The following is a 13,420-nucleotide window of genomic DNA, read 5'->3' on the forward strand; positions in this document are numbered from 1 at the left end:
CGCGTCGTGGCACCCGCCGTGACGCCCCTGCCTCCGGTGGCGGCGGTGCCGGTGGCGCTCCCGGCAGGGGGCGGTGACCGCTGCGACGGGCGTGCCCGTACCGTGGTGGTGTGTATCGGTTCCTGCTGACTCCCCGCTGGTGGGCGATCAACGTCTTCACCGTGGTGGCCATCCCCTTCTGTCTTTTCATGGGCAGCTGGCAGCTCGGCCGCTTCGAAACGCGCGTCGACTCGCACCGCGAGCAGCAGACGCAGGCCGACGACGCCCGGAAGGCCGACGCCGAGCCCCTGCACGACCTCCTCCCGGTGACGATGGAGACCTCCGGCCGCCGGACGACGGCCTCCGGCCGCTACGACGCCGCGCACCAGCTGCTCGTGCCGGAGCGGAGCCTGGACGATCGCCGGGGCTTCTACGTGCTGACCCTGCTGCGCACCGACGACGGCAAGGGCCTCCCCGTCGTCCGGGGCTGGCTGCCCGGCGACGCGGCCTCCAAGGCGGACACCGCGGGGGTGCCCGCCCCGCCGGCCGGCCGCGTGACGGTCACCGGCGCCCTGCAGTCCTCGGAGAGCCCCGGCTCCAAGGGCGTGCATGCGAGCGGCGGCCTGCCCGAGGGCCAGGTCGGCGTGATCAGCGCCGCCTCACTGGTCAACGTCGTGCCGTACGGGGTGTACGACGCGTGGATCACCGCCTCCGAGGCGCCCGGGGCCATGACCCCGGTGCCCCCGGCCGCCGCCCCGAACAGCGGCCTGGACCTCAAGGCCTTCCAGAACCTCGGCTACACCGGTGAGTGGTTCGTCTTCGCCGGCTTCGTGCTCTTCATGTGGGCCAGGCTCTTCCGCCGCGAGGCGGAGGCCGCGCGAGACCTGGCCCTCGGCATCACTCCGGAGCAGGCTCCGGACGGTCCGGGGCAGGCTCCGGACGGCTCGGGAGGGGCTCCTGACGGCTCGGGAGGGGCTCCCGACGGTCCTGGGCAGGACGGCCCAGATGACGCTCCGCAAAAGCGATCTCCAGCCGGAGCTGCTTGATCCGCTCCTCCACCACCAGGGAGCCGTGTCCCGCGTCGTAGCGGTAGACCTCCAGGGGGTGGCCGCGGCCCTCCAGCCGCTCCACGTAGTTCTCGATCTGCCGGATCGGGCACCGCGGGTCGTTCATGCCCGCGGAGATGTAGACCGGGGCCCGCACCTCGTCGACGTACGTCAGCGGGGAGGACGCCGCGTAGCGCTCCGGCACCTCCTCCGGGGTGCCCCCCAGCAGCGTGCGGTCCAGGGCCTTCAGGGCCTCCATCTCGTCGTGATAGGCCGTCACGTAGTCCGCCACGGGCACGCCGGCCAGGCCCAGCGCCCAGGCGTCCGGCTGGGTGCCCAGGCCGAGCAGCGTCAGATAGCCGCCCCACGAGCCGCCGGCCAGCACCAGCCGCCCGGGGTCGGCGATCCCTGCGGAGACCGTCCAGTCCCGGACCGCCGCGATGTCCTCCAGCTCGATGAGACCCACCCGGTGCTTGAGCGCGTCCGTCCAGGCGCGGCCGTAGCCCGTCGAGCCGCGGTAGTTGATCCGGACGACCGCGTAGCCGTGGTCGACCCAGGCGGCGGGGCCCGCGGCGAAGGCGTCGCTGTCGTGCCAGGTCGGGCCGCCGTGGACGTCGAAGACCGCGGGGAAGGGCCCGGTGCCCTCCGGCACCTGGATCAGGGCGTGCACCTTGCCGCCCGGCCCGTCCACCCAGACGTCCCGGACCGGCACGGACCGCGGCGCCCGGGCGACCCCGCCCGGCAGTGCGGGCGGATCCAGCACGACCTGCCCGCTCGTGGACCGCACGACCGACGGCTCGGCCGCCGAGGACCACAGGAACTCCACGCTGCCGTCCGGCCGCGGCAGGGCGCCGGACACCGTGCCCACGGGGGTGTCCAGGCGGGTCAGCGAGGCATCGGCCAGGTCGTAGCGCCACAGCTCGCTGCGGGCCTGGTGGCTGTGCTCGACGAGCAGCGCGGAGCCGTCCGGATACCAGCCGGCGTCCAGGTCGCCCGGCAGGTCGACGGCGAGGGCTGTCTCCTCGCCCGTGGCCGCGTCCCACAGCATCGGCTCCCAGCGGCCCCGCCGCTGGTGCCCCACCAGCAGCCGGGAGTCCCCGGGCACGGGCGCGAAGCCCATGACCGCCAGGCCCAGCTCCTCGGTGCCGCCGCGGGTGTCGTCCAGCTCGGCGACGGTACTGCCGTCCGGCCGCACGATGCGGACGGCCGAGTGCATCGCATCGCCGTGCTCGGTGTGCTCGATCGCGATCAGCGTGCCGTCGTACGACATGCCGCCGACCCCCGCGGACTCGGCGTGACGGTAGATCTCCACGGGCCCGGCGCCCGGCCGCGCCACGTGGACCGTCGACCCGCCCTCGTCCGTGGAACGGCCGACCACGGCCGTGCCGTCCCGGCCCAGGGCCAGGCCGGCCGGGTAGGAGGGCTCGAGACCGGGCACGGCGGGCTCGTCGGCCCCGCCGTGGAAGGGCTGGCGCATCCACACGCCGAACTCGTCCCCGTCCTTGTCGGCGAACCACCAGATCCACTCGCCATCGGGCGGCAGCACCCCGCCCGTCGTGCCGTTCGGCCGGTCGGTCACCTGACGCTGCGCGCCCGTGGCGCGGTCCCACGCGTACACCTCGAAGGTGCCCGTCACGTTGGACACGAACAGCGCGCGGTCGGGAGCGTCCTTCGCCCATCTCGGCAGCCCGACGCGCGGCGCCCGGAAGCGCTTCTCCCAATCCGGAACGGCCGCCGCATCCGGCACGGCCGCTGCGTCCGGCACCGCCGACGTGCCCTGCGGGGCGACGGCGGGCCCCTCGTCCTTCTGCCCGGACTTCTGCTCGGACCCGTTGCTCTCAGTCATGGCCCCATTCTGCGACGGAGCGGGGACATCGCGCCGAGGACGGCCGCAGCCTGTGGATAACTCTGTTCCGGACGAGGCCCTTCCGCCCGGGCGCGCCGCTCGGGCACGCTGTTCTGGCGGACCGCCCGGGCCCGGGCTCAGGACCGGTCGCCCGGCACCGGGCGCAGGCCCATCCGGTCGGCCGTGCCGTCGTCGAAGTCCTGCAGGAACCCGGCGAGCGTGTCGGCGAGGTGGTTCATGCCCCGCGCGCCGAACAGCACCGGCTGGTAGCCCGAGACCCGGTAGGGCGTGGCGACCATGGTCCGGACGTCCAGCTCCCGGACCTCGCACGAACCCAGCCGCTCCAGCTCCCCGTACGAGGACAGCAGCGCCGCACCGTAGGCCTTGACTCCGCTTGTCCCGCTTCCGCCTGTCCCGCTTCCGCCCGTCCTGCTCCCGCCCGCCCTGCTTCCGCCCGTCCTGCTCCCGGCCGCCCCTTCCTCCGTCATCACGCCGAACTCCAGCGTGAACCAGTACACGCGGCTGATGACGTCGAGGGCCTCGGGCGTGGTCAGGCGCGTCGCCGTGCGGCCGAACATGCGGTAGAGCTCGGCGAACGCGGGCGACGCCAGGTGGATGCCGTGGCCGAACACGTCGTGGATCACGTCCGGTTCGGGCGTGTACAGCGGCACCGACGGATGGCGGACGAACTGCACGGCGTGGAAGTAGCCGCGCTCCATCGAGCCCAGGAAGCGCCGGTTCTCCACGAACCCGCCCGCGAGCGTGAACTCGAACCCCGTCAGCGGCTTCAGCCGCGCCCCGACCTCCGCGTGCTGCGGCACGTGGTCGGCCGGCACGGGAGCCTCCTCCGCGGCGTCCAGCACCTCCCGGCAGGCGTGCGCCCGGTGCGCCTTGCCCAGCGCGCCGTGGACCGTGCGCCACGTCGCGTGCTCGTCCTCGGTGTACTCCACCGTCGGCGACGGGTCGCCCACGCGGTGACCGAGGGCCGACTCCACCAGGGCTTTCCGCCGTTGCAGGTACCGGCTGTCGCACCGCCCCGGGTGCTGCGCCGCCGGCCCGAGCCTGCCTCCCGGCGTCACCGGCGTGCGTGACCAGAGTTGACTCATGGAACACAGGGTGCCCAGGTGGGAGCTGAGGGTAACCTCCTCCGGTCGGGCGGGGGTCCTGAGATGCGGTGGGGCCCTACCGGTGCCAGCGTGGACAGTGGGCCCAGGTGTGTGCTCTGCGCTCTGGTACAGGAGGTTTGCCATGACGACCAAAACGGCGTGGAACGCCCAGATCGAGATCACCGAAGAGGGCCGTAAGGTCACCGCCGACGCGACGCTGATCGGCAAGGGCGGGGAGCGGCGGCTCATGGGTCATGGCGTCGCCCGGTGCAATCCGGCCGACCAGAACGACCCCGCCATAGGCGACGAACTCGCGGCGGCCCGTGCCCTTTCCGATCTCACCAACAAACTGCTCGACAATGCGGCCCGCGACATCGAGTCGCACACCCACGAGCCGGTCAAGGGATCGCTCAGCTAGCCCCTGAACCCGGACCTGAACCCGGACCCGAACTCGGACCCGGACGCTTCCCGGACCGGACGCTTCCCGACCCCGGCCTCCCGGCCGCAGAAGCCCGCCCCGGCCCCGCGCCGGGGCGGACTTCTGTGTGCCGTAGCGAAAGACCGAGAAGTGAGCCGCGCAGAGAGGTGAGCCGCGTAGAGAAGTGAGCCGCGCAGAGAGGTGAGCCGCGCCGAGAAGTGAGTAGCATCGCGCGTCGAACAGTAAGCAACGCAAGCCGAATTGAGGGACACTTCGATCATTTGACGCGTAGGGCCAGGTGACTCGTAGGCTCGGCCGGATGAAGCACTCACCTGCCGCGTCGGTGCGCGAGTTCCACCTCGCCTGCGGGCTCGATGCCCGTACGATTCCCACGGAGGTCCCCGCCGATCTCGCCGCCCACCGCCAGGAATTGCTGGCCGAAGAGGTGGCCGAAGTCGCCGAGGTCGCCGTCGACGGCCCGCTCGACAAGCTCGCGCACGAGCTGGCCGACGTGGTCTACGTCGCCTACGGCACGGCCCTCGTCCACGGCATCGACCTGGACGCGGTGATCGCCGAGATCCACCGTTCGAACATGACCAAGCTGGGCCCCGACGGCAAGGCGTCCCGCCGGGCCGACGGAAAGGTACTCAAGGGAGAGCACTACCGGGCACCGGACGTGTCCGCGGTCCTGCGCAGCCAGGGCTGGCCGGAGGGGGCCGGGGATTGAGGCCCCGAGACCGGTCCGGGGACTGACGCCCCGGGACCGGCCCGGGGGCTGACGCCGGCCCAGCCCCCCGCGTAGCCCTCACGTACGCACGCTCACCAGCCGCTCACAGCGAAGTGACCGGCCGCCCGCCCCGGGCGGCCGGTCGTTTTCGTGGCGCAACGTCCCTGCGCCGCCGCCCCTGTCAGGACCAAACGGCCCGACGGGGGTGACGACAAGTCGTCGACGACTTCTCGCCATGGACATCTCATGGTCAACAAGGTCCTACCCGGGCAGAGTTGGACGCAGGGAGTGGCGGCCCGGCCTGCCACCGCGAAACCCCCTTCCCCCGAGCGCCCCAAGGAAAAGGCTCCGGAAAGTTGTCGGGGTGCCGTCGTTTCCCGTGCCCACCCGCGGAAATACGAGGCGATCAATCAAATGATCTATCAGAGCACGCACGAGATGATCCTGGACGACGTCTTCCTCGACCTGTCCGGTTTCATATCGGGGGTCGATGTCCTGCTCAAGCTGGAGGGCTTCAATCCGGCCGGATCCATCAAGATGAAGGCCGCGGTCGGCCTCCTTGAGGACGCGGAGAGCCGCGGGGTCCTGCGCCCCGGCGGCCACGTCATCGAATCCTCTTCCGGCAATCTGGGAATTGCGCTGAGCTCGGTGTGCGCGGCCCGCGGCTACCGCTTCACCTGCGTCGTCGACCCCAATACGTCCGCCCTCAGCATCGCACTGATGAAGGCCTTCGGCGCGCAGGTCGTCTCGGTCGACCAGCGGGACGCCAACGGCGGATTCCTGCAGTCCCGCATCGACTACATCCACCGGCGGCTCGCCGAGGACCCCGGGCTGGTCTGGCCCAACCAGTACGCGAACCCCGCCAACCCGAAGGCGCACTACGAGCGCACGGCGGCCGCCATCGTCAAGCAGGGGCTGGACGTCGACTACCTCTTCGTCGGCGCCGGCACCACCGGGACGCTGATGGGCTGCGTCGCGTACTTCCGGGAGCACTCCCCGCACACCCGCGTGATCGCCGTCGACACCGTCGGCTCGGTCACCTTCGGGAACCCGCCCGGCAGGCGGTACATACCGGGGCTGGGCACCAGCCGCCGGCCCGAGATCTTCGACCCGGAGCAGATCGAGCACACCGTCATGGTCCCCGAGGCCGAGGCGGTGCGCATGTGCCGCCGCCTCGCCGCCCAGCGGGGCATCGTGGCGGGCGGCTCGACCGGGTCGGTACTGGCCGCCGTCGAAAGCCGGCGGGACGAAATCCCCGCCGGCGCGCGCGTCGTGGCCATCGCGCCCGACTTCGGCGACCGGTACCTCAGCACCATCTACGACGACACATGGGTCCAGGAAAGGTTCGGCGCCGACGTCACGGTGCCGCACCAGCGCGGTCACTCTGCCACCTCACCGCATCCGATTCCCGGCACCGGCGTGCCGGCCCTGAAGGGATAACAATGTTCGAGTTCAGCGTCATCGGCGGAAAGACCGCCCGCGACATCATCGGCCGCACGCGGCGGCAGATCGTCACGGAGGTGCGCGAGACCTATCTGACCCACCACGCGGGCGAGTCGGTCAACCCCAACAGCTACTTCCTGCGCTTCCCCGACAAGCCCGACAGCCGCATCATCGCCCTGCCCGCCTACCTGGGCGGCAAGACGGACGTGGCCGGCATCAAGTGGATCAGCAGCTTCCCCGGCAACATCAACAAGAGCGTCCCGCGCGCCTCGGCCGCCCTGCTGCTCAACGACTACGAGACCGGCTACCCCTTCGCCTGCCTCGAGGCCTCCCAGATCAGCGCCGCCCGCACCGCCGCCTCCGCGGTCCTGGCCGCGGAACAGCTGACCGGCGGGCGCACCGCCCGGCGGCTGACCATCGTCGGCGCCGGCATCATCGCCCGCAACATCCTGGAGTTCTTCACCGCCCAGGAGTGGGCCGTGGAGGAGCTGGTCATCCACGACCGGCTGCCCGAGTACAGCAAGGCCTTCGCCGAGTACGCAGGCTCCTCCCTGGGCTACCGGACGACCACCGAGGACGACCTGACGGCCGCCCTGACCGGCTCCGACCTGATCGTCTTCGCCACGACGGCCGGCGAGCCCTACGTCACCGACGCGGCCACCTTCACCGCCGGCCAGGTCGTGCTGAACGTCTCGCTGCGCGACATCGGCCCGGAGATCATCCTCGGCGCGCAGAACATCCTCGACGACATCGGCCACTGCATGACGGCCAACACCTCCCCGCACCTGGCCGAGCAGAAGTACGGGCACCGCGACTTCATCGACGGCACGCTCGCGGAGGTCATCCTCGGCGACGTCACGCCCGACCGCGACCGCCCGGTGATCTTCTCCCCGTTCGGTCTGGGCGTCCTCGACCTGGCCGTCGGCATGCACGTCTACCGCACGGCGCGGGAGAGCGGCGAGACCGTCGACGTCCCGGACTTCTTCGGCGAGACCCGGCGGTGGTGACGATGACGCTGCCTCTTTCCTCTTCCTCTCCTTCCTCTTCTTCCGTTTCCCCTTCCCTTTCCCCTTCTTCTTCTCCTTCCCCTTCTTCTTCCACTTCTACGGACCTCGGCGCCTGCATCGTCGGCTTCGGCTCGCGCGGCCTGGGCGTCCTGGAGCGGATCGTCACGCTCACCTCGGCCCCCGCATGGGGCGAGCGGCCGTTCACGGTCGACGTCGTCGACCCGCTGTGCGACGCCAGGGGCATCCACGACCCGGCCCAGCCCGATTACCTGCTGCTCAACACCACCTGCAACCAGGTCTCGCCGTTCCCGGAGGAGGCCACCGTCGGCGACACCGTCGGCGACCGCGGACCCACCCTCTACGAGTGGGTCCGGGAGCGCGGGCTCCGGCTGGCCGAGGACGGCTTCACGCTCGGCCCCGTAGGCCGCGAGATACGCGAGGACGACTACCTTCCCCGCCGCATACTCGGCGAGTACCTCTCCTGGTTCCTGCGGCGGGTCGTGGACCGCGCCCCCGACCACCTGGAGATCCGGTTCCACACGGGCGAGGCCATTGAGCTGACCGTCCTGCCCGACGGCAACCGCCGCATCGTCCTCGACGACGGCTCCGTACTGACGGCACCCTTCGTCTTCCTCACCACCGGCCACACCCCGCCGCCCGCCCCGCCCGCGCCGGAGCAGTCGCCGGGGGAGCACCGCAGGGTCCGGGACATCTACCCGCCGAAGAGCCGCTTCGCGGGCATCCTGCCCGGACAGACCGTCGCCCTCGGAGGCACGGGACTGTCCGGCATGGACGCCCTCGCCGCGCTCACCCTCGGCCGCGGCGGCCGCTACACCACCGTCGACGGGACCCTGCAGTACGTCCCCAGCGGCTCGGAGCCGCGCATCCTGCTGTACTCCCGCACCGGCCTGCCGTTCCGCGCCCGCCCCAGGGCCAATCGCCAGGGCCCGCTGTACGCGTCCCTGGTGCTCACCCCGGAGGCCGTCGACCGCCTGCGCGCCGACGCGCCGGGGGAGGGCATGAGCCTCCACGGCGACCTGCTGCCGCTGGTCCGCACCGAGATGCGCGTCGCGTTCCACCTGCGCTGCGCCGGGCTGCTCGGCGGCGACGAGGCCGAGACGCGGACGGTCGGCGCCCTGCGCGAGGCCCTCGCGGCGGGACGGCTGGAGACCGAGCTGGACCGGCTGGACGACGCGCACCGCGAGGACTTCGGCGTCCTGGACCCCGAGGGGCTGCTCTTCCCCGAGACGGGCGAACTCCCCGACAGCGGCGCCTACCAGGACTGGTACGCCGGGCGCATCGCCGACGACCTGGAGCAGGCGGAGCGCGGCCTGTCCGGCAGCCCGCTCAAGGCGGCGCTGGAGGTGCTGCGCGACCGGCGCGAACTGCTCCGCCGCGCCGTGGACTTCGCGGGCCTCGACGAGAAGTCCCACGAGGAGTTCTACGGTTCCTTCACCGCCGTCCTCAACCGGTCGGTGACCGGGCCGCAGCTGGACCGCCACCAGGAACTGCTCGCCCTGCTCCGCGCCGGCGTCGCCGCCGTCCCCTTCGGCCCCGAGCCGGAGCTCGCCTGGGACGCGCAGGAGGAGCGATGGCGGCTGTCCTCCACGCGGCTGGGCACGCCGTACACGGCCACCGCCGACTGGCTCGTCCACGCCACCTCCGGGCAGCCCGACGTCGAGCGCACCGGCAGCCCGCTGCTCGCGGACCTGGTCGGCAAGGGCGTCATCCGCAGGCACCGCCCCGCCGTTGCCAGCAGCAGGGGCGTCGACCTCACCCGCGGCCTGCACCCGGTCGGCCGCGACGGCGACACGGACGAGCGCATGTGGGTGCTCGGCCCGCTGTCCGAAGGCACCACCTTCTACAACCACTACGTGCCGTCGCCGGGCGGCTTCTCGCGGGCCCTGATGGACGCCCACCGCAGTGTCACCGCCATGCTCGCAGCAGCGCAGCGCCTGTCCGAACTGCCCCTGACGACTGCAGAGATGGCATCTGCAAAGGTGGCTACGTGAACGCTGCTCTCGCAACCCTCCCCATCCTCGTCACGCTGGGGCTCCTCGCCCTGGGCGTGCGTGCCCTGTACGCAAGCCTGGCGGCCCTGGCGACCGCTCTCGTCCTCACGGCCACCTCGTTCCGCACCCCCCTGGGCGATCTCGGCGACGCCCAGCTGCACATGCTGCCGACCATCGTCGAGCTGGGCGCGATCCTCTTCGGAGGCATCCTGCTCAGCGAGCTGATGACCCGCACAGGCGCCCAGTCCCGCATGGGTAACTGGATAGGCAGCGCCTGCAGTTCCCCCAGCCGGGCGGTGCTGCTGGTGATGCTCGGCGTGACACCGTTCGCCGAGTCGCTCACCGGCTTCGGCATCGGCGTCATCGTGGCCATCCCGCTCCTGCGCCAGCTCGGCCTGCCGCCGGCGAAGGCCGCCGTGGTCGGCCTGCTGGGCCTGGTCACCGTGCCGTGGGGCTCCCTGGCCCCGGGCAGCCTCGTCGCCGCCGAACTGGGCGACGTCGACTTCCAGCAGCTGGGCATCGACTCCGCCCTGCTGTCCGCGCCCGTCTTCCTCATCTGCGGTGCTGCGACGCTGGTCGTCGCCCTCGGCGCGCGCCGGGCGCTGGCCTCGGCCGGTGACCTGCTGCTGGCCGTGGCGGCGCTCTGGGGCACCGTCTGGGCCGTCAACACCTTCATCGGCGTGCCGCTCGCCGGCGTCCTCGGCGGACTCGTCACCATGGTCGTCCTGCTGGTGGTCTCCCGGATGCTGGAGCGGGACGGTGCGAAGGGCGAGCGCGAGCCCATCGGCCGCACGCTCTCCCCGTACGCCTTCCTCGTCGCCGGCCTCCTGGTGAGCCGGCTGATCCTGGAGTCGGCGGGCGTCAAGGAAGGCTGGTGGACGGTCGTCGCCGGCCCCGGCGGCTGGCTCCTGGTGACCGCCGCCCTCACGCCGAAGCTGCTCGGCGCCGGGGAGCCCGTCCTGGGCCCCGCCGCCGTCGCCGCCCTCGGCCGCTGGTGGCAGGTGACCCTGACGACCGTCGTCTTCCTCACCCTGGGCACCGTGCTCACCGTGACCGGCATGAGCCGGGAGCTCGCCGAGGCCTGCGCCACGATCGGCTCCTCCTACCTCGTGCTCGCCCCCTGGATCGGCGCCGTCGGCGGCTTCCTCGCCGGCTCCAACACCGGCGCCAACGCGATGTTTGCCGCCAGCCAGGCCAACACCGCCGAGGCGCTCGGCTACTCCACCGGGCACCTCGTCGCCGTGCAGAACGTCAGCGCGGCCCTGGCCTCGGGCGCCTCCAGCGCCCGCGTGGTCCTGGCCGCACAGCTGGCGCAGAACGCCCCGGGCCCGGCGGCCCCGCCGAAGGCATCGCAGCCCGCCGGAACGTCCGCCCCGTCGTCTTCGCCTTCGGGATCGGCGACCGGGACGATGACCACCCCCGTGGTGCAGACCACCGTGACCGCGGATGCGGACCCGGACGCCGACCGCCCCGTCGACACCCGGTGGGTCCTGCGCACGGTGCTCTCCGTGCACGCCCTCGTGTTCCTCACGACGGGAGCCATCGCAGTCCTCTGGCAGTGACCCGAGAACCCCGACAGAAAGAACGGTCATGACCCACCCCGTTGTGCTGATAGCCGACCAGCTCTCACCCGCAGCAGTCGACGCCCTGGGCGAAGGGGTCGAGATCCGCCACTGCGACGGCACGGACCGCGCCGCCCTCCTGGCGGCCGTCCGGGACGCCGACGCCCTGCTCGTCCGCAGCGGCACCCGTGCCGACGCCGAGGTCATCGCAGCCGGAACCCGTCTCAAGGTCATCGGCCGGGCGGGCGTCGGCCTCGACAACGTCGACGTCGACGCGGCGACCCGCGCCGGCGTCCTCGTGGTCAACACGCCCACCGCCAACATCGTCAGCGCCGCCGAGCTGACCTGCGCCCTGCTCCTGTCGGCCGCCCGCAACGTCCCGCAGGCCGGCCACTCCCTGAAACAGGGCTCCTGGGAGCGCAGCCGCTTCACGGGCACCGAGCTCTCGGGGAAGGTGCTCGGCATCGTGGGCCTGGGCCGCATCGGCGCGCTGGTGGCCGAGCGGCTGGCGGCGTTCGGCATGGAGATCATCGCCTACGACCCCTACGTGACGCCCGCGCGCGCCACGGAGCTCGGCATCGAGACGACCGGCCTCGACGACCTCCTCACCCGTGCCGACTTCGTCACCGTCCACCTGCCCAGGACGCCCGAGACGATCGGCCTCATCGGCAAGGAGGAACTGGCGAAGGCCAAGCCCTCCGCGTACTTCGTCAACGTCGCCCGCGGCGGGATCATCGACGAGACCGCCCTGGCCGACGCCCTCCGCGCCGGCCGCATCGCGGGCGCGGCCCTGGACGTCTTCGAGACCGAGCCCCCGGTCGACTCCCCCCTCCTCGCCCTGGACAACGTGGTGGCCACCCCCCACCTGGGCGCCTCCACCCACGAGGCCCAGGAGAAGGCGGGAACCCAGGTGGCAGGCTCAGTGATCCAGGCCCTGGCAGGCGCCCCGGTCCCGGACGCGGTCAACGCTCCGGAGCCCCGCCCCTTCGCGGCCGTGGGCAGCTGAGACGGGGATACGCACGCACGACGGGCGGGGCCGCTCTCTCCAAAAGAGGAGAGCGGCCCCGCCCGTCGTAGGCGCATGTGTCCCGGATCACCACCGGGCCGGTTAGGGCAGTCCAGGCACACCAAAAACAAATCAGGCCTGGCTTCCCTCAGCGAGAGAAACCAGGCCTGACCTGCTATTTCGAAGTCGGGGTGGCGGGATTTGAACCCACGACCTCTTCGTCCCGAACGAGGGGCGAGGGGACGCCTGACCTGGTGCGACAGGCTCACCTGCGGCTCGGGGAGTTGGTGTGGCGTGGTCTGGCGGTAGTTGTGGAGGGATTGGGCCTTGATCCACTCCCTGTTCGCTCCATTCCGCTCAGCGAACTGACGACCTGGGCTAGAGATCTTTAACAGGGTGGGTTGCGTCGGGTCGTGACGGCTGCCGGGGGTGCGCTATGCGAAGACGCAGTATCCCAGTGGCGGTGGAATGACGGCCGAGGAACGGGTTGACAACACGCATTCAACTTCAGTAGCGACGCTCACTAGTGCTGGGTTGCAAGCCATGTCACCCTCAGCAAATGACAGTCGTATGGGAGTACCAGACGGTCGCGGTTGTCGCTGGCATCGCGGGTGACACCAATTGGGAAGAGAAGCTGAACGCCGCAGGTCAGGATGGCTGGGAAGCTGTGGGCGTAGTACCCCTCAGCGCCGCGTTCCAGAGCTTCCTCAGTGATCACACGCCCCAATCCATGTCGAACATGAGGTTTGCGGTGTTGCTGAAGCGCCCTAGATGAACGTCACACCTTAGCGATGGCGCAAGGCATTAGAGAGAGCAGTAGAGAAATCCGCGACTGCATCTTCAGGAAGCTTGATGACCTGGCTAGGGACTTCTAAGGTCACTCCACTCAGGTCAGTCAAAAGTAGGCGTATGTCTTTGTTGCTCCGGCTCCTTAGCCAGGTAATGAGTGAGGTTGAGAAGGAGGTGATATTGGAAGGCGGGAAGCGAACCAGAAGTGAATTTGCGACAGCCCCCATTGACTCTGGTTCGGGCTGAGGGACGCTGATCCTCACAGTCTCGACAAGCCGAGGGTCGGAGTGCAGCCAGCGATGTAGTGAGACGAGATCTCTTGGATGGCTGTCATCACCCACTACTGTGACTTTGATTTCCTCCAGTCGCAAACCGCTAGGGTAGAGGCGTTCCGCCAAATCGGCACGTCCTTGAGCCGTAAGCACGGCGGCTAGGTTGCTCCTTGATGCCAGGGTGCTCGGGTGATCCGGCCCAAGAGT

General features: G+C 71.0%; 10 protein-coding genes and 2 pseudogenes. 9 read left to right on the top strand and 3 right to left on the bottom strand.

The window, feature by feature from the left end; all coding sequences use genetic code 11:
• Nucleotides 1-110: 110 nt before the first annotated feature.
• A pseudogene (locus NQU55_RS14460) lies at nt 111-995 on the top strand (SURF1 family protein); the annotation flags it as partial.
• On the opposite strand, the gene NQU55_RS14465 reads toward NQU55_RS14460, so the two are convergent.
• Entirely contained in the window at nt 877-2,871 is a 1,995-nt protein-coding gene (locus NQU55_RS14465; RefSeq protein ID WP_168090654.1) for a S9 family peptidase, read from the bottom strand. The pseudogene NQU55_RS14460 and the gene NQU55_RS14465 sit on opposite strands and share 119 nt — an antisense overlap.
• A 137-nt stretch (nt 2,872-3,008) precedes the next feature.
• Complete coding sequence (locus NQU55_RS14470; protein WP_168090653.1) at nt 3,009-3,977, bottom strand: phenylalanine 4-monooxygenase; 969 nt, start codon at nt 3,975-3,977, stop codon at nt 3,009-3,011.
• Nucleotides 3,978-4,119: 142 nt separating this feature from the next.
• On the opposite strand from NQU55_RS14470, the gene NQU55_RS14475 reads away from it, so the two are divergent.
• The 8 genes and pseudogenes from NQU55_RS14475 (at nt 4,120) to NQU55_RS14510 (ending at nt 12,927) form a co-directional block, all read left to right on the top strand.
• Nucleotides 4,120-4,395 (top strand): DUF1876 domain-containing protein, encoded by a 276-nt coding sequence (locus NQU55_RS14475; protein ID WP_168090652.1) that lies wholly within the window; start codon nt 4,120-4,122, stop codon nt 4,393-4,395.
• A gap of 319 nt (nt 4,396-4,714) precedes the next feature.
• Complete coding sequence (locus NQU55_RS14480; protein WP_168090651.1) at nt 4,715-5,122, top strand: pyrophosphohydrolase domain-containing protein; 408 nt, start codon at nt 4,715-4,717, stop codon at nt 5,120-5,122.
• A 414-nt stretch (nt 5,123-5,536) separates the two neighbouring features.
• Nucleotides 5,537-6,562, top strand: coding sequence for a 2,3-diaminopropionate biosynthesis protein SbnA (sbnA, locus tag NQU55_RS14485; protein ID WP_168090650.1), 1,026 nt, complete (start codon nt 5,537-5,539; stop codon nt 6,560-6,562).
• Nucleotides 6,563-6,564: 2 nt separating this feature from the next.
• Complete coding sequence (gene sbnB / locus NQU55_RS14490) at nt 6,565-7,572, top strand: 2,3-diaminopropionate biosynthesis protein SbnB (protein ID WP_168090649.1); 1,008 nt, start codon at nt 6,565-6,567, stop codon at nt 7,570-7,572.
• A gap of 2 nt (nt 7,573-7,574) precedes the next feature.
• The gene (locus tag NQU55_RS14495) at nt 7,575-9,584 is read left to right on the top strand and encodes an FAD/NAD(P)-binding protein (RefSeq protein WP_168090648.1); all 2,010 of its coding nucleotides are present in this window, start codon (nt 7,575-7,577) and stop codon (nt 9,582-9,584) included.
• Nucleotides 9,581-11,146, top strand: coding sequence for an L-lactate permease (locus NQU55_RS36810; protein WP_168090647.1), 1,566 nt, complete (start codon nt 9,581-9,583; stop codon nt 11,144-11,146). The genes NQU55_RS14495 and NQU55_RS36810 overlap by 4 nt, the downstream gene beginning before the upstream one ends.
• A 28-nt stretch (nt 11,147-11,174) precedes the next feature.
• Nucleotides 11,175-12,113 (top strand): annotated as a pseudogene (locus tag NQU55_RS14505) (hydroxyacid dehydrogenase); the annotation flags it as partial.
• 598 nt (nt 12,114-12,711) lie between these two features.
• On the top strand, nt 12,712-12,927 hold the full coding sequence (locus NQU55_RS14510) for a hypothetical protein (RefSeq protein ID WP_168090645.1): 216 nt from the start codon (nt 12,712-12,714) through the stop codon (nt 12,925-12,927).
• A gap of 10 nt (nt 12,928-12,937) precedes the next feature.
• Here NQU55_RS14510 and NQU55_RS37115 read toward each other — a convergent pair whose 3' ends face one another.
• Nucleotides 12,938-13,366 (bottom strand): effector-associated constant component EACC1, encoded by a 429-nt coding sequence (locus NQU55_RS37115; RefSeq protein WP_372504721.1) that lies wholly within the window; start codon nt 13,364-13,366, stop codon nt 12,938-12,940.
• Between the last annotated feature and the right edge of the window lie 54 nt (nt 13,367-13,420).

Origin of the sequence: Streptomyces telluris, assembly GCF_024519335.1 — a bacterium.
GTDB classification, from domain to species: Bacteria; Actinomycetota; Actinomycetes; order Streptomycetales; family Streptomycetaceae; genus Streptomyces; species Streptomyces telluris.